At 58.0% G+C, this 24,108-nt stretch carries 23 protein-coding genes; 5 read left to right on the top strand and 18 right to left on the bottom strand.

Going from position 1 to position 24,108, the window contains the following annotated elements; all coding sequences use genetic code 11:
- Window positions 1–69: 69 nt before the first annotated feature.
- From nuoF to lrhA, 6 genes are all read right to left on the bottom strand, one after another.
- Window positions 70–1,416, bottom strand: a complete 1,347-nt coding sequence (gene nuoF, locus C9411_RS18310) for an NADH-quinone oxidoreductase subunit NuoF (protein ID WP_015378579.1) — start codon at window positions 1,414–1,416, stop codon at window positions 70–72.
- Window positions 1,413–1,964, bottom strand: coding sequence for an NADH-quinone oxidoreductase subunit NuoE (nuoE, locus tag C9411_RS18305; protein ID WP_033635327.1), 552 nt, complete (start codon window positions 1,962–1,964; stop codon window positions 1,413–1,415). Before nuoE ends, nuoF begins: the two co-directional genes overlap by 4 nt.
- Before the next feature lie 2 nt (window positions 1,965–1,966).
- Complete coding sequence (nuoC, locus tag C9411_RS18300) at window positions 1,967–3,763, bottom strand: NADH-quinone oxidoreductase subunit C/D (protein ID WP_025303662.1); 1,797 nt, start codon at window positions 3,761–3,763, stop codon at window positions 1,967–1,969.
- Between the two features lie 96 nt (window positions 3,764–3,859).
- A complete protein-coding gene (locus tag C9411_RS18295) occupies window positions 3,860–4,534 on the bottom strand; it encodes an NADH-quinone oxidoreductase subunit B family protein (protein WP_004936039.1) in 675 nt (224 codons plus the stop codon).
- Window positions 4,535–4,549: 15 nt separating this feature from the next.
- Window positions 4,550–4,987, bottom strand: a complete 438-nt coding sequence (gene nuoA, locus C9411_RS18290; protein WP_025303663.1) for an NADH-quinone oxidoreductase subunit NuoA — start codon at window positions 4,985–4,987, stop codon at window positions 4,550–4,552.
- Between the two features lie 709 nt (window positions 4,988–5,696).
- Window positions 5,697–6,641: a transcriptional regulator LrhA gene (gene lrhA, locus C9411_RS18285; RefSeq protein WP_004936045.1), complete on the bottom strand. Its 945-nt coding sequence runs from the start codon at window positions 6,639–6,641 to the stop codon at window positions 5,697–5,699.
- 855 nt (window positions 6,642–7,496) lie between these two features.
- Here lrhA and C9411_RS18280 point away from each other — a divergent pair.
- On the top strand, window positions 7,497–8,711 hold the full coding sequence (locus tag C9411_RS18280; RefSeq protein ID WP_004936047.1) for a pyridoxal phosphate-dependent aminotransferase: 1,215 nt from the start codon (window positions 7,497–7,499) through the stop codon (window positions 8,709–8,711).
- Between the two features lie 107 nt (window positions 8,712–8,818).
- On the top strand, window positions 8,819–9,418 hold the full coding sequence (yfbR, locus tag C9411_RS18275) for a 5'-deoxynucleotidase (RefSeq protein WP_025303666.1): 600 nt from the start codon (window positions 8,819–8,821) through the stop codon (window positions 9,416–9,418).
- Between the two features lie 27 nt (window positions 9,419–9,445).
- On the opposite strand, the gene C9411_RS18270 is transcribed toward yfbR, so the two are convergent.
- The 4 genes from C9411_RS18270 to yfbV all read right to left on the bottom strand — a co-directional run bounded on the left by C9411_RS18270 (window position 9,446) and on the right by yfbV (window position 13,142).
- Window positions 9,446–11,278, bottom strand: a complete 1,833-nt coding sequence (locus tag C9411_RS18270) for an SLC13 family permease (protein WP_063988985.1) — start codon at window positions 11,276–11,278, stop codon at window positions 9,446–9,448.
- A gap of 97 nt (window positions 11,279–11,375) precedes the next feature.
- Window positions 11,376–12,032, bottom strand: a complete 657-nt coding sequence (locus C9411_RS18265) for a sugar phosphatase (protein WP_107227607.1) — start codon at window positions 12,030–12,032, stop codon at window positions 11,376–11,378.
- A gap of 17 nt (window positions 12,033–12,049) precedes the next feature.
- A complete protein-coding gene (locus C9411_RS18260; RefSeq protein WP_016926898.1) occupies window positions 12,050–12,544 on the bottom strand; it encodes a YfbU family protein in 495 nt (164 codons plus the stop codon).
- Window positions 12,545–12,686: 142 nt separating this feature from the next.
- Window positions 12,687–13,142, bottom strand: coding sequence for a terminus macrodomain insulation protein YfbV (gene yfbV, locus C9411_RS18255; protein WP_004936061.1), 456 nt, complete (start codon window positions 13,140–13,142; stop codon window positions 12,687–12,689).
- 358 nt (window positions 13,143–13,500) lie between these two features.
- Between yfbV and ackA the strand changes: the two genes are divergently transcribed.
- Window positions 13,501–14,703: an acetate kinase gene (ackA, locus tag C9411_RS18250; protein ID WP_055312511.1), complete on the top strand. Its 1,203-nt coding sequence runs from the start codon at window positions 13,501–13,503 to the stop codon at window positions 14,701–14,703.
- A 74-nt stretch (window positions 14,704–14,777) separates the two neighbouring features.
- Entirely contained in the window at window positions 14,778–16,934 is a 2,157-nt protein-coding gene (pta, locus tag C9411_RS18245; RefSeq protein WP_033648050.1) for a phosphate acetyltransferase, read from the top strand.
- 111 nt (window positions 16,935–17,045) lie between these two features.
- Here pta and C9411_RS18240 read toward each other — a convergent pair whose 3' ends face one another.
- The 8 genes from C9411_RS18240 to C9411_RS18205 all read right to left on the bottom strand — a co-directional run bounded on the left by C9411_RS18240 (window position 17,046) and on the right by C9411_RS18205 (window position 22,732).
- The gene (locus tag C9411_RS18240; RefSeq protein WP_199200139.1) at window positions 17,046–17,492 is read right to left on the bottom strand and encodes a hypothetical protein; all 447 of its coding nucleotides are present in this window, start codon (window positions 17,490–17,492) and stop codon (window positions 17,046–17,048) included.
- On the bottom strand, window positions 17,470–17,862 hold the full coding sequence (locus tag C9411_RS18235) for a polymorphic toxin type 44 domain-containing protein (protein WP_107227606.1): 393 nt from the start codon (window positions 17,860–17,862) through the stop codon (window positions 17,470–17,472). Before C9411_RS18235 ends, C9411_RS18240 begins: the two co-directional genes overlap by 23 nt.
- A 132-nt stretch (window positions 17,863–17,994) precedes the next feature.
- Window positions 17,995–18,471 (bottom strand): putative T6SS immunity periplasmic lipoprotein, encoded by a 477-nt coding sequence (locus C9411_RS18230; protein ID WP_233221924.1) that lies wholly within the window; start codon window positions 18,469–18,471, stop codon window positions 17,995–17,997.
- A 223-nt stretch (window positions 18,472–18,694) separates the two neighbouring features.
- Complete coding sequence (locus C9411_RS18225) at window positions 18,695–19,654, bottom strand: transketolase family protein (protein WP_063988983.1); 960 nt, start codon at window positions 19,652–19,654, stop codon at window positions 18,695–18,697.
- A complete protein-coding gene (locus C9411_RS18220) occupies window positions 19,647–20,498 on the bottom strand; it encodes a transketolase (protein ID WP_063988982.1) in 852 nt (283 codons plus the stop codon). Before C9411_RS18220 ends, C9411_RS18225 begins: the two co-directional genes overlap by 8 nt.
- Window positions 20,499–20,511: 13 nt before the next feature.
- Window positions 20,512–21,891, bottom strand: a complete 1,380-nt coding sequence (locus tag C9411_RS18215) for a PTS ascorbate transporter subunit IIC (RefSeq protein WP_043140091.1) — start codon at window positions 21,889–21,891, stop codon at window positions 20,512–20,514.
- 23 nt (window positions 21,892–21,914) lie between these two features.
- Complete coding sequence (locus tag C9411_RS18210; protein ID WP_025303676.1) at window positions 21,915–22,196, bottom strand: PTS sugar transporter subunit IIB; 282 nt, start codon at window positions 22,194–22,196, stop codon at window positions 21,915–21,917.
- 92 nt (window positions 22,197–22,288) lie between these two features.
- A complete protein-coding gene (locus tag C9411_RS18205) occupies window positions 22,289–22,732 on the bottom strand; it encodes a PTS sugar transporter subunit IIA (RefSeq protein WP_038876423.1) in 444 nt (147 codons plus the stop codon).
- Window positions 22,733–23,042: 310 nt separating this feature from the next.
- On the opposite strand from C9411_RS18205, the gene C9411_RS18200 reads away from it, so the two are divergent.
- A complete protein-coding gene (locus tag C9411_RS18200; RefSeq protein WP_038876425.1) occupies window positions 23,043–24,062 on the top strand; it encodes a LacI family DNA-binding transcriptional regulator in 1,020 nt (339 codons plus the stop codon).
- The last annotated feature ends 46 nt before the right edge of the window (window positions 24,063–24,108 follow it).

Raw genomic sequence — 24,108 nt, 5'->3', positions numbered from 1 at the left:
TGCTTCCAAGTGGCCTGCCTTGCGGCAGGCGTTAATCAAAAATTCTGGCCGTGTTCGGGCAAGTTCGGCTTACCAGCGCTGCTTCAGCAGATTGTTCGGCTGAATGCCGCCAATCGCATGGGCGTTGCCGAAGTGTTGCACGGCGATACCCGCCTCGAACTCTTCACGGAAATATTTAATCGCGCTTTGCAGTGGCTCTACGGCACCTGGCGCGTGGGCGCAGAAGGTTTTGCCCGGGCCGAGGGAACGGCACAGCTGTTCGAGGGTTTCGATATCCCCCGGCTGCCCTTCGCCGTTTTCCAACGCACGCAGGATCTTCACGCTCCACGGCAGGCCGTCGCGGCATGGCGTACACCAGCCGCAGGACTCGCGGGCGAAGAACTCTTCCAGGTTACGCACCAGCGGCACCATGCCGATCTCGTGGTCTACCGCCATCGCCAGCGCGGTGCCGAGACGGCTGCCGGCTTTGCCGATCGCGCCGTATTCCATCGGCAGATCGAGATGATCGGCGGTCAGGAAGTCGGTCCCCGCGCCGCCCGGCTGCCAGGCTTTGAAGCGCAGACCGTCACGCATGCCGCCGGCGTAGTCTTCCAAGATCTCGCGCGCGGTAGTGCCGAACGGCAGCTCCCAGACGCCCGGATTTTTCACCCGGCCGGAGAAGCCCATCAGCTTGGTGCCTTTGTCTTCACTGCCGGAGATGCCGGTGTACCACTCCACGCCGTTCGCCAAAATGGCCGGCACGTTGCACAACGTTTCGACGTTGTTGACGCAGGTCGGCTTGCCCCACACGCCGGCGCTGGCCGGGAATGGCGGCTTGGAACGCGGATTGGCGCGGCGGCCTTCCAGCGAGTTGATCAGCGCGGTTTCTTCGCCGCAGATATAACGGCCGGCGCCGGTGTGCACGATCAGCTCGAAATCGAACCCGGTGCCGAGAATGTTCTTGCCCAGATAGCCGGCTTCGGTGGCTTCCGCGATGGCGCGACGCAGATGCGCCGCCGCTTCGATGTACTCACCGCGCAGGAAGATGTACCCACGGTAGGCTTTCAGCGCGAACGCGGAGATCAGCATGCCTTCCACCAGCAGGTGCGGCAGCTGCTCCATCAGCAGGCGGTCTTTGTAGGTGCCCGGCTCCATCTCATCGGCGTTACACAGCAGGTAACGGATGTTCATGGATTCGTCCTTCGGCATCAGGCTCCACTTCAAACCGGTGGAGAAGCCCGCGCCGCCGCGGCCCTTCAGCCCGGAGTCTTTCACCAGGCCGACGATCTCATCCGGTGCCAGGCCTTTGAGGGCCTTTTCCGCGCCGGCATAGCCGTTTTTGCTGCGGTACTCGTCCAGCCACAGCGGCTGCTTGTCATCGCGCAGACGCCAGGTCAGCGGATGCGTTTCGGGAGTGCGTACAATGTGCTTGGTCATTGATACTGCTCCAGTAGCGTCTCGATATCTTCGGGCTTCAGCTGACTGTGAGTGTCGTCATCAATCATCATGGTCGGCCCTTTATCGCAGTTGCCCAGACAGCAGGTCGGCAACAGCGTGAAGCGGCCATCAAAGGTGGTTTGACCCGGCTTGATGTTCAGCTTCTTCTCGATAGCGGCCTGAATGCCCTGGTAACCGGTGATGTGACAAACAACGCTGTCACAATAACGGATCACGTGACGTCCTACTGGCTGACGGAAAATCTGGCTGTAGAACGTGGCCACGCCTTCTACATCGCTGGCGGGGATGCCCAGCACTTCCGCGATGGCGTAAATCGCACCGTCCGGAACCCAGCCGCGCTGCTTCTGCACAATTTTCAGTGCTTCGATGGAAGCGGCGCGCGGATCCTCGTAATGGTGTTTTTCGTGCTCGATCGCATCACGTTCTTCTGCGCTCAGTACAAATGCATCAACGCCGCTCTGAGGAGCGGCTGCATTGATGGGCTCGAGCGCATCGTTGACTGCGTGATTGTCTTTTTGAGAGTGCATAGTTAGCGGTCCACATCTGACATTACAAAATCGATACTACCCAGATAGACGATCAGGTCGGAAACCAGGCTGCCTCGGATGACCGATGGGATCTGCTGCAGGTGCGCAAAGCTCGGCGTACGGACCCGGGTGCGGTAGCTCATGGTGCTGCCGTCGCTGGTCAGGTAGTAGCTGTTGATCCCTTTGGTGGCTTCAATCATCTGGAATGATTCGTTGGCTGGCATCACCGGGCCCCAGGAAACCTGCAGGAAGTGGGTGATCAGCGTTTCAATGTGCTGCAGCGTGCGCTCTTTCGGCGGCGGCGTGGTCAGCGGGTGATCGGCCTTGAACGGGCCTTCCGGCATGTTGTTCAGGCACTGTTCGAGGATGCGCAGGCTCTGACGCAGCTCTTCCACCTTCAGCATCACGCGGGTGTAGCAGTCGCTGTTGCCGTCGCCCACCGGCACTTCAAAGTCGAAGTTCTCGTAGCCGGAGTACGGACGCCATTTGCGCACGTCGAACTCCACGCCGGTGGCGCGCAGGCCTGCGCCGGTCACGCCCCACTCCAGCGCTTCTTTGGCGTTGTAAGACGCTACGCCGATGGAACGGCCTTTCAGGATGCTGTTCTTCAGCGCCGCTTTCACGTAGGAATCCAAACGCTTCGGCATCCAGTCGAGGAATTCACGCAGCAGGCGATCCCAGCCGCGCGGCAAATCGTGCGCGACGCCGCCGATGCGGAACCAGGCCGGGTGCATACGGAAACCGGTGATCGCCTCCACCAGATCATAGATTTTCTGACGGTCGGTAAAGGCGAAGAACACCGGGGTCATCGCGCCGACGTCCTGAATGAAGGTGGAGATGTACAGCAGGTGGCTGTTGATGCGGAACAGTTCGGACAGCATCACACGGATGGTGTCGACGCGCTCCGGCACCTTGATGCCGGCCAGCTTTTCAACCGCCAGCACGTAAGGCATTTCGTTCACGCAGCCGCCGAGGTACTCGATGCGGTCGGTGTACGGAATGTAGCTGTGCCAGGATTGACGCTCGCCCATCTTCTCGGCGCCGCGGTGGTGATAGCCGATGTCCGGCACGCAGTCGACGATCTCTTCGCCGTCCAGCTGCAGAATGATGCGGAACGCACCGTGCGCGGACGGGTGGTTCGGGCCGAGGTTGAGGAACATGAAGTCTTCGTTCTCGGTGCCGCGCTTCATGCCCCAGTCTTCCGGCTTGAAGGTCAGCGCTTCCATCTCCAGATCTTCTTTCTGCTTGGTCAGCACGAAAGGATCGAATTCGGTGGCGCGCGCCGGGTAGTCCTTACGCAGCGGGTGCCCTTCCCAGGTCTGCGGCATCATGATGCGCGACAGGTGCGGGTGGCCGTCGAAGGTGATGCCGAACATTTCCCAGGTTTCGCGCTCGTACCAGTTGGCGTTCGGGAACACCTTGGTCGCCGTCGGCACGTGCAGGTCTTTTTCAGACAGCGCCACCTTCAGCATGATGTCGCGGTTGCGTTCGATGGAAATCAGATGGTAGAAAACGGAGAAATCCGCAGCGGGCAGGCCGTCGCGGTGGGTGCGAAGACGTTCGTCCACGCCATGCAGATCGAACAGCATGACATACGGCTTCGGCTGTTTTCTCAGGAACGTCATTACTTCCAGCAACTGGTCAGGTTTAACCCATACCACGGGCATGCCGGTACGGGTGGCCTGAACAGTAAAGGCTTCCGGCCCAAAACGGTTGCGCAGTTCGCCGATCACCGGGTCGTCAAGGTGATCTCGGGTCTGCCAGGCAGGCAAGGCGTCGTGCGTCGTCAAATCTGTCATAATTTTTTTTCACCACACTAAAGGGTTATTCGCCGCAAGTTTCACTTTTCGCTGTGTTAACCAATAGCGCACTAAGATGGACGTTAAATGAACGTCTTAAATCTCGTCAGGCGTCCGGAGGTTGGTCACCGCGATGCGCTCGCCGTGTTTACGCTCTCTTTCAGACTGCATATTGGCGCGGTAAACGCCCTGATCGCCGACAACCCACGACAGCGGGCGACGTTCTTTGCCGATGGATTCCTGCAGCAGCATCAGCGCTTGCATGTAGGCTTCTGGACGCGGCGGGCAGCCGGGAATGTACACATCGACCGGCAGGAACTTGTCCACGCCCTGCACCACGGAATAGATGTCGTACATGCCGCCGGAGTTGGCGCAGGCGCCCATCGAGATCACCCACTTAGGTTCCAGCATCTGCTCGTACAAGCGTTGAATGACCGGGGCCATTTTGGTGAAGCAGGTACCGGCCACCACCATCAGGTCAGCCTGACGCGGGGAGGCGCGCAGTACTTCCGCACCGAAACGCGCCACGTCGTGAACGGCGGTAAACGACGTCACCATCTCCACGTAACAGCACGAAAGGCCGAAGTTATACGGCCAAATAGAGTTTTTACGCCCCCAGTTCACCATGTCATGCAGCGCATGTTCGAGTTTACCCATGTAAACCGTGCGGTGGACCTGTTGTTCCAGGGGATCGGCGACGATCTCCTGTTTTTGCAGGGGATAACGGTCGTTCTCACCGTTCGGGTCTATGCGGGTGAGCGTATAGTCCATCTTAATGCCTCGCTGTTACTGCGGATGACTGTTGGTGTTAGTGATCGTGCTCGGTTTGCTGCGGCGTTGGGAACGCGCCGGAGTCCAATCCAATGCGCCAATGCGCACCAGATAAACCAGACCGGCCAATAGCACCAAAATGAAAATGGCGGCTTCGATAAAGCCTACCCAACCGCTCTCGCGAACCGAGACCGACCAGGCATACAGGTATAAGGCTTCAACGTCGAAAATAACGAAGAACATGGCCACCAGGTAGAACTTGGCGGATAAGCGCATGCGCGCCGTGCCGACCGAGTCGATGCCTGATTCAAACGGGGTGTGTTTGGCGCGCGCCCGGGCTCTCCCGCCCAAGAAGAACGCACCCAGCAGCATTAAGCCGCAAAGCCCGATAGCCACGACGAGAAATACGGCGAGCGCCCAGTGATGAGCGATAACTTCAGTGGTTGTTGACATACTCTATGCTTACTCATCAAAAGTGGCGTCGATCGCACTGCTCTTGTCACCGGCAGTTAGTGCGCCACATCGATTTAAGGGAAGGATAAATAACCACACAAACAAACTGCTTTTACAGCGAGTTAGGCAGCGTTTTTCTGTGGGCTTTTTACTCCTTTCTATAACCTTTTGTCAACTTTGACAAAAGTATCTACACACTAGTTTACATACGTATCATTTGATTAACATTTGATGCGCCAGGGACAGGCTAAATCGTGTCAGTTAATTTTTGTGTAGAAACAGATAGATATAAACCAACATGCACATTTCAGTTTTACTATACCATTGTCTCAGGAATTCCCTGTTCTTCCACTCACTACCTAGGGGTATTTTTTTGATCCAGGACACGTTTTCAGCATAAATCCTCAAAAAAAGTGTGGCCCTTTAACAATTTTCCTCAAATTAAGCCGCAAAAACGGCCGCTATAAGCTAACAAAATAACCATGCTATTACCATGCCTTTAACCCATTCAATCTTATTGCTCAAAAAACAAACTCCGCATCTTAAACCCGGCCAAACTCTCTTTTCAGTAACGCTTAAAAGTTATTAAAACAGCCAACTCATAACAAAATTGCACTTAAACCTATATAACAGTAAATATCACCAAAAAAACGGCCAAAAAAAACCTCCGCCCAAGCAGAGGTTTTTCATCAGATATCACACCGCGGCGTTATTCTTCTTCGTCCACCAGGCTGGCGTCATCCTGATCGCCCTGGAGACCGGCTTCCGCGCCGTTGAAGCCATAGCCGTCATTGCCGCCCTGCATCGCGCTGAAGATAGCCATTGCCAGCTCGTTGCTGCACTGCGCGTTTTTGCACAGCGCATACTGGGTATCCGGCAGCGGCGGCAAACCTTCCACCGCGCCCAGCACCCGCAGATCGGGGCTCATCATCTCGATCGGCCGCGCGGTCACGCCCAGGCCGGCCTTACAGGCCGCCCGCACCGCGGACAGCGTGGAGGCGACGTAGGCGATACGCCACGGGATACCGGCTTCATCCAACTGTTTGATCGCCAGTGCGCGGAACGGGCTTGGCTCATCCATCACCACCAACGGGATCGGTTCGCCGGCCTGATAGTGGTAATCGGCGGCGCAGTACCACAGCGTCGGCGACGTGCGCAGTACGATATGCGGGTGCCCGGCCGGATCGGCCGTGGTCACCGCCAGATCGATCTCGCCCTCTTCCAGCAGATCGACCATCGTCGTGCTGCGCTTTACGCGCACGTCAATGGCCAGCTTGGGATAGATGGCGGTCACGCGGTTCAACAGGAAAGGCAAAATGGTATCGGCGGTGTCGTCGGAAGCGCCGATGGTCAGAACACCTTTAATATTGTTGTACATCAGCGAGGTACAGGCTTCGTCGTTAAAGCGCAGGATTTTCCTGGCATAACCGAGAAGCTGAATACCATGCTCAGTCAGGAGTTTGTTGCGCCCATGGCGGGCAAACAGTTCTTTGCCGACCAGTTGCTCTAATCGCTGCATTTGTTGACTGACGGCTGATTGAGTACGGCAAACGGCAACAGCCGCCGCTGCGAAGGTATTCAAATCAGCAACCGCAACAAAGGTTCTTAGCAGATCGAGGTCGAGATTAAGTATCGGACGATTTGCAGTTGTCATAGTGTATTCTTCACTTTTTTAAATTCTAATTTACGAACTACTACCCTGGTGTGTTTCTCAGACGCCGTTGAAAAGGACGGAGCCTTTTATGACAGTACCCCACTCATAAGTGGAGGGCAAAAAAATTACTTATGATTCGTTACCTCTATCGCTTTTTAAAATGCGATCTATCGATGATGCTTATAGAACGCGGGGGGCTGAATACCGGTGGAAAGGGAAAACCCCCACCGAACCTGAGATTTTACTCATTCATACTGCCTAATTTCCACTCCATTCGTGCTACTGAGAACCCTTATCAACCGGTGTTCAGACTGCATTACAGAGCAAAAAAGATAAATAATTAATGACACCAACTTCGTGTTAATACTCAATGAATTTAATAAATTCAATCAGTAAGATTTTTACTTTAAATAATAATCCTACAACCACATAAACAATGCTTAAGCTAAAATATAAAGTAAAGCTAATGTAAATATGCCATTTTCTTAGTGTGGTGCGCTTACTGACACCCCGCTATCAGACAACTCCGGTATTATCGTTCCTTTACAGTTTATTGAAGCCCATTCTCACTTTCGGCTTATCAGTTCACTGCTGCCGACCGCGATCGCCGGCACGTCCCGTTTATCGACGCGTGATTTTACAGAACAAAACCCTAGTAAAATTATAGTTCATGAAATTATGAACCACAAAATAACTTTACCTTTGCTTATCATAACTAAAATCCCCCGTTACGACATGCATTTGCACCAAAGGCGTGCAAAACCCTTCAAAAGCAACTACGCCAGGAGTACATTGGGCGGGTTGCGGCGTCCCACGGTAGGAGCGCCCCTATCCCAGCAAAAGGCTCAACTTTTTATGTCCCCCATTGAGAAATCCAGCAAACTGGACAACGTCTGCTATGACATTCGCGGCCCGGTGCTTAAAGAAGCTAAACGTCTTGAAGAAGAAGGCAACAAAGTCCTGAAACTGAACATCGGCAACCCTGCCCCGTTCGGTTTCGACGCCCCGGACGAAATCCTGGTCGACGTGATCCGCAATCTGCCCACGGCGCAAGGCTACTCCGACTCCAAGGGCCTCTTCTCGGCGCGTAAAGCGATCATGCAGCACTATCAGGCGCGCAACATGCGTGACGTGACCGTTGAGGATATCTACATTGGCAATGGCGTCTCTGAGCTGATCGTCCAATCCATGCAAGCGCTGCTCAACAGCGGCGACGAAATGCTGGTGCCGGCGCCGGACTACCCGCTGTGGACCGCCGCGGTATCGCTGTCCGGCGGCAAGGCCGTGCACTACCTGTGTGATGAGCAGGCCGGCTGGTTCCCGGATCTGGACGACATCATCAGCAAGATCACCCCGCGCACCCGCGGCATTGTGATCATCAACCCGAACAACCCGACCGGCGCGGTTTACAGCAAAGCGCTGCTGGAACAGATCGTCGAGATCGCCCGTCAACACAATCTGATCATCTTCGCCGACGAGATCTACGACAAGATCCTGTATGACGAAGCCGAGCATCATTCGATCGCCGCGCTGGCGCCGGATCTGCTGACCGTGACCTTCAACGGCCTGTCGAAAACCTACCGCGTGGCGGGCTTCCGCCAGGGCTGGATGGTACTGAACGGGCCGAAGAAGCACGCCAAAGGCTATATCGAAGGGCTGGAGATGCTGGCTTCGATGCGCCTGTGCGCCAACGTGCCGATGCAACACGCCATTCAGACCGCGCTGGGCGGTTATCAGAGCATCAGCGAATTCATTCAGCCCGGTGGCCGCCTGTACGAACAGCGCAACCGCACCTGGGAACTGCTCAACGACATTCCGGGCGTCTCTTGCGTGAAGCCGCAGGGCGCGCTGTACATGTTCCCGCGCATCGACGCCAAGCGCTTCAACATCCACGACGACCAGAAACTGGTGCTGGATCTGCTACTGCAGGAAAAAGTGCTGCTGGTGCAGGGCACCGCGTTCAACTGGCCTTACCCGGATCACGTGCGCATCGTCACCCTGCCGCGCGTGGACGAACTGGAAATGGCGGTCGGCAAGCTGGGCCGCTTCCTGGAAGGTTACCACCAGTAATCGCCTGGGGCGCAGCGCCTTGCTGCGCCCTTCTCTCATTGCCCGGTTGCAAAATTCGCCGTCACTGCTTCACAATGGTGCCCTCACTTGCCGTTAAAGAGAGCACCATGAGCCAGAGCCATTTCTTCGCCCATCTGTCCCGCCTGAAACTGATCAACCGCTGGCCGCTGATGCGCAACGTGCGTACCGAAAACGTCTCCGAACACAGTCTGCAGGTGGCTTTCGTCGCCCATGCGTTGGCGGTGATCAAGAACCGCAAATTCAACGGCAACCTCAACGCCGACCGCGTTGCGCTACTGGCGATGTATCACGACGCCAGCGAAGTGATCACCGGCGACATGCCGACGCCGATCAAGTACTACAATCCGCAGATCGCCCATGAATACAAGAAGATCGAAAAGATCGCCCAGCAAAAGCTGCTGGACATGATCCCCGCTGAGCTGCGCAACGATTTCCGCACCATTCTCGATGAGCACTACTACAGCGAAGATGAAAAGCAGGTGGTAAAGCAGGCAGACGCGCTGTGCGCCTACCTGAAATGCCTGGAAGAACTCTCTGCCGGCAACAACGAATTCACCCTGGCCAAGGCGCGGCTGGATAAAACCCTGGAACAGCGCCGCAGCCCGGAAATGGACTACTTCATGGACGTATTCATTCCCAGCTTCAGCCTGTCATTGGACGAAATCAGCCTCGACAGTTCGCTGTAACCCCGCCGGCGCAGCCCCGCTGCGCCGTTAAAAACCGTAAAGCCACGGCACCACAATCACGCTGACCACCATCACCAGCAGGGTAAACGGCACGCCGAGACGTACGAAATCGCCGAATTTGTAATTGCCCGGCCCCAGCACCAGCGTGTTGACCGGTGAAGAGACCGGCGTCATAAAGGCGGCGGACGCGGCGATGGCGATAATCATCGCGAACGGGTATGGCGAGACGCCCATTTCGCGCGCGGCGGCAATGGCAATCGGCGCCATCAGCACCGCCGTCGCGGTGTTGGAAATAAACAGGCCGATGGTGGCGCACAAGACGAACAGACACAGCAGCATCACACGCGGCCCCGCGCCGCCGGCGACGTCCATCAGCCCGCTGACGATCAGATCCACCCCGCCGGTCTTTTGCAGCGCCTGCGCGAACGGCATCATCCCGACGATCAAAATGATGCTCGGCCAATGGATCGATTTATAGGCGCTCTCCATGTCGATACAGCGGAACTTGCCCATCAGCAGGCAGGCGATCAGCGCCGCGATCGGGTTGGGGATTTCGTCGGTCAACATCATCGCCACCATCAACGCCAGGCAAAACAGCGCGTGCGGTGCCTGCGTGATGGCCGGCGCCACTTCGTCCACTTCGGCCGGCAGGTTGAGCACGATAAAGTCGTGGGTTTTGGCCTGCAGCTGACGGATCGCCTTCCAGTCGCCGATCACCAGCAAAATGTCGCCCAGCTCCAGCGGCTCGTCCACCAGCTTGCCGCCCAGCGTCTCGCCGTGGCGGCGGATGCCCACCACGTTCAGATCGTAGCGGCTGCGGAACGCCGCTTCGCGCAGGCTTTTGCCCAGCAGCGCCGAGTCCGGGATCAGCGACACTTCGGCCATGCCGACGTTGCGCGACTGTTCCGAGAAGTAATCGCCGCGCAGCACCATCGGCTCCAGCCGCTGCTCGCCGCAGAATTCGCGCAGATCGACCTGACTGTCCGACATGTCGATCAAGAGGACATCGCCCTCGCGCAGCTCGGTGCTGCCGGAGGCGCTGACCATCACCCGCCGGAAGCGTTTCCAGCGCTCGATGCCCACCACGTTGGCGCCATAGCGCGCACGCAGATGCAGTTCATCCAGCGAACGCCCGATCAGCGGCGAAGCGTTGCGGACAGCCAGCCGCCGCGCGCGGCCAGTCAGCTTGTAGTCGCGGATCAAATCGCGGAAGGTGCGGCGCTGCCAGTCGTCACCGGCTTTGCCCGTTTCACCGCTGCCCAGCCAACGCCGGGCGATCAGCATGTAGCCGACACCCAGCGCCAGCACCACCAGGCCAATGGGCGTCACGCTGAAGAAACCGAAACCATGGATGCCTTCACGCACCAGTTCGCTGTTGACCACCATGTTGGGCGGCGTGGCCACCAGCGTCATCATGCCGCTGATCAGCCCGGCAAAGCTGAGCGGCATCATCAGCCGCCCCGGCGCGATCTTCATTCTGGCCGTCACGCTGAGCACCACCGGGATAAAGATCGCCACCACGCCGGTCGAGCTCATGAACGCGCCCAGCCCGGCGACTGTCACCATCAGCAGCATCAACATTTTGGTTTCGCTGCTGCCGGCCACTTTCACCAGCCAGTCACCCACCTGGTAAGCCACGCCGGTGCGTACCAGCCCTTCACCGATCACGAACAGCGCCGCAATCAAAATCACGTTGGGATCGCTGAAACCGACCGTCGCCTCCTGCAGGCTGAGCGTGCCGCTCAGCACAAAGGCGATGATCACCAACAGCGCCACCACGTCCATGCGCAGCTTATTGGTGGTAAACAGCACGATGGCAATCAGCAGTAAACTCAGCACCCACAGTAATTCGCTGTTCAAAACGGCCTCATCCGACAAATGTCCAAGGGTCTAAAAAATAGCATAAAAAAACCCCGCCGAAGCGGGGTCTAATCAATTAGGGTGAAGATAATGCCGCTCAGGCCAGCCGGCGAACGATCGCGCCCTGCGCCGTTTTATCGACGGCGATCTGCGCCAGCGAATCCAGCCGCAGGTCGACCTGCTCCAACTTCGGCGCATCGGCCGGCGCGTTGACCGCGATCACCTGACAGCCCGCCGCCAGGCCGGAGAGAATACCGGCCGGCGCGTCTTCAACCACCACGCACTCGTGCGGTGCCAGCCCCAGGCGCTCGGCGCCCAGCAGGTAGGCGTCGGGCTGTGGCTTACCGTGTTTAACCTGCTCGGCGGTGATGAACACCTCCGGCTGCGGCAAATCGCCGGCCTGGCGGCGAGCGCCGGCCACCGGCACCGAACCGGAGGTGACGATCGCCCAAGGGATGCCGAGCGCGTTCAGGCGCTCCAGCAGCGCAATCGCACCCGGCAGCGCGCGAACGCCGTCGGTATCCTGCGCTTCGGCCTGCTCCAGCAACTCGAACTCGCGCTGAATTTCCGCTTCGCTTTCGCCCGGCATAAAGTGGCGCAGAGAAGTAATGGCCTGTTTACCGTGAATGAAGTCCAGCACCGCTTGCGGGTTAACGCCGCGGCGCTCGGCCCAGTGCGTCCAGGCGCGCTCTACCGCCGGCAATGAATCCACCAGGGTGCCATCAAGATCGAACAGAAAACCCTTACACTCCACAGAAAACCTCTTCTTAATCAAGCATTGATGATTTGCGCTATCTCAACGGCGCTCAAGTGATACTGGCGCGGACAGGCCAGCCAGATCGCCAGCATGCGCTGGTATTTTTCCCACATTTTGGTCTGGGCGTTGAAACCGTGGCTGCCGGAATCGAAGTGAGTATAACGCCCCTCGGTGCTGACCAGGAAACGCACGTAGCTCAGGTAGCGCGCTTCGGTGGCGGCGTCGAAGCCGAGAAACGCCAGGCGGCGCTCGTCCAGATCCTGCTTCTCTTTCAGGTTGCCCCAGGAAACCTGCAGCGCATGGTGCATCTCCATCACGTTGATGATGGTGCGGCACACCTCTTCGCTCAGTTCACCGAAGTCGCGATCCAGTTCGCGCATTTGCAAACCGAAGCCGCGTTCGACGATGGTTTGCAACCGGCGATAACGGTCGCCGTTGTCCGGATCGAGCAGGGTCATCATCTTGTACTGGTTCGACAGAATCAGCCGCTGGGCATTGGTCATTTCCATCAGGATTTCCTCATTTCTGTGTGATGGCGGGAGCATCGCACAGCGCAAGAACGCAGGAAATCACAACTCGACCGTTCTTTGATTTAAACCGGGGTTATTGGCGCTTTGACGAGAAAGGCCGCACAACGCGGCCTGTCTTCATTTACAGATCGTCGAGGAAGGTTTTGTCCAGCTGCTTGAAAGCGCGCTTGAGCAAATCGGCCAACGTCTGATAGGTCGGCGTGCCCTCCAGCGGGGCCACCGCCTGCCCGGCTTCCGTCAGCTTGTTACGCACCTCATGGAACCATTGCAGCAGCGTCGGCGGCAGCGGTGTGACCGAACGGCGCCCCAGCCACCACAGCCCCTGCATCGGCAGGCTGCAGGCGAACAGCGCGGTGGCGATCGCCGGGCCGAGCTGACCGCCGAGCGCGATCTGCCAGGTCAGCGTGAAAATCGCCAACGGCGGCATGAAACGGATAGCGAAACGGGTGGCACGCGCAACGCGGTTCTCCGGAAAGACCGGTGCCAGACGTTTGTCCGACGGCCAGGTTTTCATATAATGCTGCCCGCGCTGGAAGACCTGAAACCAGCTTACGGAACCGGACGGTTTGCTCGTCATTGCGTACCTCAACGTCACGTAAAGAAACTAAAAGCGTGCTGCCAGAGACCATACTAAAAAATTTGAAGCTTTAAATTTATTTTGTGTTTACACCGGGCTATCGGTATCCTAAGCCGGCCTTGTGGCCGGTAGAAGATGACGTAATTTTTGTCAACTTTTAGCCCTATAAAAATCAAGATTATTTAAACCGCAGAGAAATCATCGGTTTTTCCATCATCCTGTGATTTGTGCACTTCACATGATGTTAATCATAAATGTCATCGGCACTATGCGCTACGCTTGTTGTCTGATTGACGATTAATTCACCACGTGTTTTCGATTTACTTTTAACAACACGACTATTTAAGTAGGTACTTCCATGTCGAGTAAGCTAGTACTGGTTCTTAACTGCGGCAGTTCTTCTCTGAAATTCGCCATCATCGATGCCGTTAACGGCGACGAATTCCTCTCCGGTTTGGCCGAGTGTTTCCACCTGCCTGAAGCTCGCATCAAGTGGAAAATGGACGGCGCCAAACACGAAGCTGCCCTGGGGGCCGGCGCTGCACACAGCGAAGCGCTGAACTTCATTGTTAATACTATTCTGGCACAAAAACCAGAGCTTTCCGCGCAGCTGACCGCCATCGGCCACCGCATCGTGCACGGCGGCGAGAAGTTCACCGCTTCCGCCGTGATCAACGACGAAGTTCTGCAGGGTATCAAAGATTCCGTGCCGTTTGCACCACTGCACAACCCGGCTCACCTGATCGGCATCGCGGAAGCGCTGAAATCCTTCCCTAACCTGGCCGACAAGAACGTTGCCGTGTTCGATACCGCGTTCCACCAGACCATGCCGGAAGAATCTTACCTGTACGCCCTGCCGTACAGCCTGTACCGCGACCACGGCGTTCGCCGCTACGGCGCGCACGGCACCAGCCACTTCTACGTGACTCAAGAAGCCGCGAAGATGCTGAACAAGCCGGTGGAAGAAGTGAACGTGATCACTTGCCACCTGGGCAACGGCGGCTCCGTCACCGCCGTGCGCAACGGCCAGTGCGTTGATACCTCCATGGGCCTGACCCCGCTGGAAGGCCTGGTGATGGGCACCCGTAGCGGTGACATCGATCCGGCTATCATCTTCCACCTGCACGATTCTCTGGGCATGAGCGTTGACCAGATCAACAAGATGCTGACCAAAGAATCCGGCCTGCTGGGCCTGACCGAAGTCACCAGCGACTGCCGTTATGTTGAAGACAACTACGACAGCAAAGCCGACGCCAAACGCGCCATGGACGTGTTCTGCCACCGCCTGGCCAAATACATCGGCGCATACAGCGCGCTGATGGAAGGCCGTCTGGACGCGGTGATCTTCACCGGCGGCATCGGCGAGAACGCCGGCATGGTGCGTGAGCTGACCCTGAACAAACTGGGCCTGCTGGGCTTCGAAATCGACCACGACCGCAACATGGCCGCTCGCTTCGGCAAATCCGGCGCCATCACCAAAGACGGCAGCCGCCTGGCGCTGGTGATCCCGACCAACGAAGAGTTGGTCATCGCGCAGGACGCATCCCGCCTGACCGCGTAATGCTCTCAAAACACCGTCAGCCCAGGCTGACGGTGTTGTTTTAGCCTCATGTTAATCGTGAAGAGGACTATTCTGTGTCACGTACTATTATGTTGATCCCCACCGGCACCAGCGTCGGCCTGACCAGCGTCAGCCTGGGTGTCATCCGCTCCATGGAGCAAAAAGGCGTTCGTCTGAGCGTGTTCAAGCCTATCGCTCAACCGCGCACCGGCGACAACGCACTCGACCAGACCACCACCATCATCCGCAGCAACTCCACCATTCCGGCGGCCGAACCGCTGCGCATGGACTACGTTGAGGGCCTGCTGAGCTCCAACCAGCAAGACGTGCTGATGGAAGAGATCGTGGCGCGTTACCACGAGAACACCAAAGACGCGGAAGTGGTGCTGATCGAAGGCCTGGTGCCAACCCGTAAGCATCAGTTCGCCAACGCGCTGAACTACGAGATCGCCAAAACCCTGAACGCCGAGATCGTCTTCGTGCTGGCGCTGGGCAACGACTCCCCGGCGCAGCTGAAAGAGCGCATCGAACTGGCGCGCACCAGCTTCGGCGGCAGCAAGAACAAAAACATCACCGGCGTGATCATCAACAAGCTGAACGCACCGGTCGACGATCAGGGCCGCACCCGTCCTGACCTGTCCGAAATCTTCGACGACTCCACCAAAGCCAGCATCGCCCACGTCGATCCTGCGCAGCTGTTCGCCAACAGCCCGCTGCCGGTTCTGGGCTGCGTGCCGTGGAGCTTCGATCTGATCGCCACCCGCGCCATCGACATGGCTCGCCACCTGAAGGCCCGCGTGGTCAACGAAGGCGACATCATGACTCGCCGCGTGAAGTCCGTGACCTTCTGTGCGCGCAGCATCCCGCACATGCTGGAACACTTCCGCCCGGGCTCTCTGCTGGTGACCTCCGCGGACCGTCCTGACGTGCTGGTCTCCGCCTGCCTGGCGGCGATGAACGGCGTAGAAATCGGCGCCATCCTGCTGACCGGCGGCTACGCCATCGACGAGCCGATCAAGAAGCTGTGCGAACGCGCCTTCCAGACCGGCCTGCCGGTGTTCATGGTCGACACCAACACCTGGCAGACCTCGCTGAGCCTGCAGAGCTTCAACCTCGAAGTGCCGGCGGACGACCACCAGCGCATCGAGAAAGTGCAGAACTACGTGGCCAGCCACATCAACACCGAGTGGATCGACTCGCTGACCGCCACCTCCGAGCGTTCACGCCGCCTGTCTCCACCGGCGTTCCGTTACGAGCTGACCGAGCTGGCGCGTAAAGCCGGCAAACGCATCGTGCTGCCGGAAGGCGACGAGCCGCGCACCGTGAAAGCGGCGGCCATCTGCGCCGAACGCGGCATCGCGGAATGCGTGCTGCTCGGCAACCCGGACGAGATCCAGCGCGTCGCGGCAGCGCAAGGCGTTGAGCTGGGCAAAGGCATCGAAATCGTCGATCCGGTCGCCGTGCGTGAAAACTACGTGCCGCGTCTGGTTGAGCTGCGCAAGAGCAAGGGCATGACCGAAGTGGTCGCGCGCGAGCAGCTGGAAGACAACGTGGTGCTCGGCACCCTGATGCTGGAACAAGGCGAAGTCGACGGTCTGGTCTCCGGCGCGGTTCACACCACCGCCAACACCATCCGTCCGCCGTTACAGCTGATCAAAACCGCGCCGGGCAGCTCGCTGGTGTCCTCCGTGTTCTTCATGCTGCTGCCTGACCAGGTACTGGTCTACGGCGACTGCGCGATCAACCCGGATCCAACCGCCGAGCAGCTGTCTGAAATCGCCATCCAGTCTGCGGATTCCGCCGCGGCCTTCGGCATCGAGCCGCGCGTAGCGATGATCTCCTACTCCACCGGCAACTCCGGTGCGGGCAGCGACGTCGAGAAAGTGCGCGAAGCGACCCGTCTGGCGCAGGAAAAACGCCCGGACCTGATCATCGACGGCCCGCTGCAGTACGACGCCGCCATCATGGCCGACGTTGCCAAGTCCAAGGCGCCGAACTCACCGGTAGCCGGCCAGGCGACCGTGTTCATCTTCCCGGATCTGAACACCGGCAACACCACCTACAAAGCGGTACAGCGTTCCGCTGACCTGGTCTCCATCGGGCCGATGCTGCAAGGCATGCGCAAGCCGGTGAACGACCTGTCGCGCGGCGCGCTGGTTGACGATATCGTCTACACCGTTGCGCTGACGGCGATCCAGTCTTCCCAGGCTGACGCCGCCGCCAAGGCGTAATAAACCGTTAAAAAAAGCCAGTCAGGTGATCCTGACTGGCTTTTTTGTGCCTGATACTTTTGGTGATGAGGTTGTCTTAGACAATACCCGCCAAGTCCGCTGCACCCACCATCATCGCCAGGCACTGATGCCTCTTGCAGAAAAATCAATGGTAGGCATGATGGGTGTTTGGCTTTTCGTGGCATAGAAAAATGCCGAATTCGTAAAGGAATACACCTTGCCGGAAAAATTGATGGTGACGCGGTTGCCCTCGCCACGGATACTTGCATCAGCCCGATCCGCCGTCAAAACTGGCGTGCTTTGACTCAGTACGTTGATAGGGTCCCCATCCAGGCTTCCGTTCAAATAGTAACGATACACATCCGTGTCGGTGGCCCCCGCATTCTGGTACTCGGTGACATAGAGCCAAATTTCGTCGGTCAACTGCTTTTTGCTGTAGAGCTTATCGTCATAAGTATCGCGGGTGGCATACCAATACCCCGCAAAGCCAACGACAATAACCAACAAAACCGTCGTCAATAGCCGATGAGCCCATTTAGTAACCATGCCGAGTTGCATAATCAATTCCTTGTTTGATCCAATATTGATCCTGAGGGTCATCACCATACGGCGGGCGTTGATACCACTGACTCCATTCTGGCCGCGATGTTCCTGCCCGTGACTGAGCAAATCCAGCGCCCATCAACAAAATATCTGCGGGAATTCCAGCCGCGGTACCGGTTGCACCATAATTGAAATTACCAAAGTTAGCCAATGCGCGATTTTGCTGCTTGTAATCCCAAGGGCCCCGATTTTTTACCTGATGGTAGAACCAATAGTAAGTACCAGGCAACGCCATGTTGCGTGGTTGCCCCTGCCTGCGCGCCTCACGCAATTTTCTGGCAAGAATAGTAAAACCGCCTGGCGGCAGTAATGGAATCACGGCCATAATCTCCTCCTTGAGAGCCGAATGTAATTTATGGTGCAGAAACCCAACGGCACTCTCTCAAGCGTTATGCCTATCACTTCGCTTCACACACATTGCCGTTCTTGTCATTTCATTCATCCCTCTTTGGCTTTATTACTCCGCGCTGGCAATAACCTGCAAAATCTTGCCGTCGCTGATTTTCAGCGAGAAACTGCGCTGCCAGAAACGTTTGGAATCTGCATCCTGAGGATCTATGGTGCTGATTGCCACGGTGTAGGGCACATCGCTCTCAAATGCCTTGAACGAGTATGGGATACATTGGCCGGGCGTTATCGTCTCAACGGGCTTCGGTGGTAGAGTGGTCCTGCGCCAGAGCTCATGCGTTTGACTATCCAACCGTTGTTCAATAGCAATGCTGACCAGACTGGCCCTGCCACTCTGTGTTGAGTAGGCTTGCGGTAAAGAGAAACAGAGATCATTTCCCCGCAGCGTAATGTCCGCAGCGTAAAAACGTTGCTTTTCAAGCATACAGCCACTGAGCAACATCATCATGATGAGGGTATAGAAAGAGCGGGATAACGTGATCTCGCCTAGCGTCAGCCTTCTGAACGAGCCTCTTGTTGTTATCATTATTCACTCCATGAATATAACTTATTGTATTTATTAGATTGTTTTTATTATCTCTTTTTACCCAAGCATTGGCCATCTATTATCCATTAAAAACAAAAAGCCCCCTAAGGGGCTTCTCAGTTGATAACGTGTGAGTCATAACTCAGATACTGGGCAGGAAGGTATGTGTTTTATCCAGAGCACCAGACCTCATTCGTTACAGCAGTTGTTATTGACTCGAGAACTATTTTTGCAGCAACTGCCCAACAGCCTCCAGAATATGCTCGGCGGTCAGACCGTACTCCTGCTGTAGAAATGCCTGGGTGCCCACCTGGCCGTAACGCTCCTTCACCCCCACGCGCCGCATCGGTGTCGGGCACTCTTCCGCCAGCACCTCCGCCACCGCCGACCCCAGCCCGTTATGAATGCTGTGGTTTTCACAGGTGACGATGCGCCCGGTTTTGGCCGCATAGGTTTTGATCAGTTCACGGTCGATAGGCTTGAGGGTGAACATATCGATCACCGCCGCGCTGACGCCCTGCTGCGCCAGCATCTGCGCCGCCTTCAGCGCCTCCGCCACCATGATGCCATTGGCAATCAGCGTAATGTCGTCGCCGTCGCGCAGCAGGTTGCCCTTGCCGATGGTAAAGCGCGAGCCCTCCTGGTAGATGCGCGTCGCCTGCTTGCGAATGGTGCGCACCCAGTAGAAGCCGCGCAGATCCATCAGCTGGCGCAGAATGTCGGCGAACATGGTGGCGTCGGTCACCTCCAGCACCACCGAATGCGCCAGCCCGCGCACGATGCCCATATCCTCGAACGACATGTGGGTGCCACCGTTGTGGCAGGCGCTCACCCCTGCGTCGGAGGCGATCACCTTGACGTTGTTGCGCTGATAATCCAGCGACATGAACAGCTGATCGAAACAGCGGCGGCTGGCGAAGGCGGTAAAGGTATGCACAAACGGCACCCGGCCGGTGAGCGACAGCCCGGCGGCGACGCCGATCACGTTGGCCTCCATGATGCCGCAGTTGATCACGTGCTGCGGGTGATCCTTGTGCACGCCGTCCATCGCCATCGAGCTCATCAAATCGGCTTCCAGCGCGATGATCGGCGCGCCCGCCTCAATCTGCCGACGCACCGCGCCGGCGTAGACTTTGCGCATTTCGACGGCGTCGTTTTCCAACTGCGTCACTACGTTAAACATGGGCGGCCTCCAGTTCGGCGATGGCTTTTTCGATTTCCTGCTGCACGTCCGGCGTCAGGCGCAGGTGGTGAGAGTTCGACAAGTTTTCCAGATAGGTCACGCCCTGCCCTTTGATGCTGTCGAGCACGATCGCCAGCGGCCGCTGTTCGCCGCCGCGCGCCGGCGCTACCGCCGCCAGCAGCGCCGCGATGTCATCGCCCTTGATGGTCTGCACCTCAAAGCCGAAGGCGCGGAACTTGGCGGCCAGATCGAACGGTTGGATCACCTCGTCCAGCGCGCCGTCCAGCTGTTGCTTGTTGTAATCGATGAACAGCGTCAGGTTGTTCAGATTGTGGTGGGCGATAAACTGGAACGCCTCCCAGCACTGCCCTTCATTCAGTTCCCCATCGCCGAGGATGCTGAACACCCGATTGCGGCGCCCCGCCAGCCGATGGGATAACGCCATGCCGGCGGCGATCGACACGCCCTGTCCCAGCGAACCGGTGGTGGCGTCCACGCCGCGCGTTCGCAGTCGGTCCGGGTGGCTTGGCAGACGCGTGCCGTTCTGGTTGAGGGTCTTCAGCTCCGCCAGCGGGAAGTAGCCCTTGATCGCCAGCGTGCTGTACAGCGCCGGGCCGGCGTGCCCTTTCGACAGCACGAAATCATCGCGCTCCGGCCAGTCCGGATCCGCCGGATCGATGCGCATCACGCTGCCGTACAGCACCGCCAGCGTCTCCACCACCGACATGCAGCCGCCGTAGTGGCCGAAGCCCAGCCCGGTCAGCGCTTTCAGCGTTTCCAGGCGGATCGTCCGCGCCAGGGTATGCAGCTCTTCAATTTCCGTTTCGCTCGTTGTGTAGTTCATCAGTCTGCCCTCGTTATTTCTCGACGCGGTCAGCGGCCGGCGCGCCTTTGCGTTTTCCCAGGAAGTTATGCGCCACCAACAGCGCGAACACGGCGACGATCGCCAGCATGATCATCTCCTTCGACATAAAGCGCGCCATGTTGCCCAGCAGGATGCCGATCACGCCGAAGTCGGCGTCGGAGAAGGTGGTGTTGGCAAAGCCCAACGCCCCCAGCACCGGCAGCAGCAATACCGGCAGGAAGGTGATCAGCAGCCCGTTGGCGAAGGCGCCCAGCATCGCGCCGCGCCGCCCGCCGGTCGCGTTGCCGAACACCCCGGCGGTAGCGCCGGTGAAAAAGTGCGGCACCACGCCGGGCAGGATCAGCACCATCTTCAGCTGCCCCAGCAGGAACAGCCCGGCCAATCCGCCAAGGAAGCTGAACAGGAAGCCGATCAGCACCGCGTTAGGGGCATAGGGATAGACCACCGGGCAATCCAGCGCCGGCCGCGCGTTAGGCACCAGCTTTTCCGAGAAGCCGGTGAACGCCGGCACGATCTCCGCCAGAATCAAGCGCACGCCTTGCAGGATGATGAACACCCCGGCGGCGAAGGTGATGGCCTGAATGATCGAATACACCAGGTAGTTCTGGCCGCCGCTGAGCTCGCTTTCCACATAGGCCCGGCCGGCGCAGATCGCCAGGATCAGGTAGATGACGATCATGGTCATCGAGATCGAAATGGAGCTGTCGCGCAGGAAGCTGAGGTTTTTCGGCAGGTTCATCTCTTCGGTCGAGCGCGAGTTTTTACCCACCTTCGAGCCGATCCAGCCGGACAGCACGTAGCCCAGGGTGCCGAAGTGGCCGAAGGCGATATCGTCATTGCCGGTGATGCGGCGCATATAGCGCTGGGCGATCGCCGGGAAGAACGCCATCACCAGCCCCAGGGTCAGCGCGCCGGTAAACACCAACTGCACGCCCTCGAAGCCCGCCACCGTCAGGATGATGCCGATCATGCAGGCCATGTAGAAGGTGTGGTGGCCGGTCAGGAAGATGTATTTCAGCCGGGTGAAGCGCGCCACCACGATATTCGCCACCATGCCGAACGCCATGATCAGCGCGGTGGAGGCGCCGTATTTCTCCAGCGCGATGGAGACGATCGCTTCGTTATTCGGAATGATGCCCTGAATATTGAACGCATGTTCGAACATGCCGCCCAGCGGATTGAGCGACCCGACCAATACCGTGGCGCCGCCGCCCAAAACGATAAAGCCGAGAATGGTTTTTACCGTGCCTTTCACCACATCGGAAAACGATTTCTTTTGCGCCAGCAAACCGATCAGCGCAATAAGCCCGACCAGCACCGAAGGCACCTTTAATATATCCACCACAAACTTAAGCGTTTCCTGGATAAACATATCCACCTCGCCAATCGTTTTATTCAGATGATTGAGTGGGCTTCGAAGTAAGCGCGCAGCTTGGCTTCCAGCTCATTAATGTCGATGATGTTGCTGATCACCACCAGCTGCTCGGCCGGTACGCTGGCGCTGTCGGCGATGTCTTTCGCCATCACGAACACGTCGGCGGCGCCGGGGGTGGCGGACGACAGATCGGAATGTTCGACCTCGGCCTCCACGCCCATCTTTTTCAGCACCTTTTTAATGTTCATTTCCACCATAAAACTGCTGCCGAGACCGGAACCGCAAATCGCCATGATTTTCATAATATCCACCTGTTGAATTTAGCGTGTAGGGTAGCGCCGCCGGTCATATTCCCGGCGTTGTTAGCATTAATAGTGTTCCTGGTGATTAAGCGTTAATAGCGGGCGATAATATCCTCGATTTGCCGTTTATCTTTGGCGTGAAATAACGCCTCCATGGCCTGATTGTCTGAAAATAATTCCGCCAGTTGCGAAATCAACTCGATGTGGCTGTCGCCGTCGGGCGCCGAAAGCATCACCACCACCTGAACCGGATCGTTATCTGCGGAATGAAAGTTCACCCCCTGATGGATCTTCAACAGCGATAATCCCAGCGCGTTGGCGCCCTCTTCGGGCCGGGCGTGCGGCATGGCGATGCCCGGCGCCAGAACAAAGTAAGGGCCGAGCTTCTCCTGCTGATGAAAGATGGCCGTCAGGTAATTCGGCGTAATCACGCCGTCTTGCAGCAGCGGCTGCGCGCTCAGCGTTACCGCCTGGCGCCAGTCCTCCACCCGTTCGCACAGCTGTATATGATCGGCGGTCAGCCACTCTTTCAGCACGTTACCCTCCTAAAGGTTGATGGTTTCGGCCGGTGATTAATTCACCGACGACGCTAAAACTTTAATCAACCCCTCCCGGCCACACAGTGATGGATATCACAAAGATAGCGCTACCAAAGCGCTATCATGCAGATCTGTGATAGCGCTATCAAAACGCCGCGCCGCGGCATGGCGTTAACCACAATTTTTTCTCGCTCTTTCGGGTAACGGGGTAGAATGTGCCGCATACGGGGATCGTCGAAGCCGCGCCGTCGGCTTCCCGCCCTCACCATTTTTATGCGCCGCGCGCGCATTTCAGTCGGGATTAGGCATGTCGATCGGTAAAAAACGACGCAGCACGGGCAGGGTGACGTTGGCTGACGTAGCGCAGCTGGCAGGCGTCGGCACCATGACGGTGTCGCGCGCGCTGCGCACGCCGGAGCAGGTTTCAGACAAACTGCGCGAGAAGATTGAAGCCGCGGTAAGCGAACTGGGGTATCTGCCCAACCTGGCCGCCAGTTCGCTGGCGTCGGCCTCGTCCTACACCATCGCCATGGTGGTGCCCAGCCTGTCCGAATCCGGCTGCGCCGAGATGTTCGCCGGCCTGCAGAAAGTGCTGCAGCCGGCCGGTTATCACATCATGCTGGCGGAATCGCAGCACCATCTGGAGCGCGAAGAGAAGCTGCTGGAGACCCTGCTCTCTTACAACCTGGCTGCGGCGGTGCTGCTCAGCGTCGAGCATTCGCAAAACGCCCGCAACGCGCTGATCGCCGCCAACATTCCGGTGGTGGAGATCGGCGCCGTGCGCGCCGATCCGATCGATATGAGCATCGGCATCGACTACGTGGCGGCCATGTATCAGCTGACGCAAACGGTGATCGCCAGCGGCTATCAGAACATCGGGCTGCTGTGCGCCAACCAGGAACAGTGGATTTTCCAGCAGCACCTGCAGGGCTGGCACAAGGCGCTGCTGCGCAACCATATGTCGCCGCATCGGGTGATCAACGCCGCGCAGCCCGCCAGCTTCAGCACCGGCGCGCAGCAGCTGCCGGAATTCTTGCTGGCCTGGCCGGAGCTGGACGCGCTGGTGTGCGCCTCGGACGAACTGGCCGGCGGCGCGCTGTATGAATGCCAGCGGCGGCGCATCAAGGTGCCGGACAATCTGGCGGTGGTGGGGTTCGGCAACAGCGAGTTCAGCCGGGTCTGCCAGCCACCGCTGACCACCATGACCATTCCACATCGCGACATCGGCATTCAGGCCGGCCAGGCGCTGCTGGCGCGGCTGAACGAGCAGCCCTGGCTGCCGGCAGGCTCCCTGCCCGCCACGCTGTGCCGCCGCGACAGCTGCTGAATCCGCGCCATAAAAAAAGCCGGTCGATGACCGGCTTTCTCACGCG

The sequence above is a fragment of the Serratia sp. Nf2 genome (genome assembly GCF_003028435.1).
Classification (GTDB): Bacteria; Pseudomonadota; Gammaproteobacteria; order Enterobacterales; family Enterobacteriaceae; genus Serratia; species Serratia marcescens_L.
This window is presented reverse-complemented; position numbering and strand designations above follow the sequence as displayed.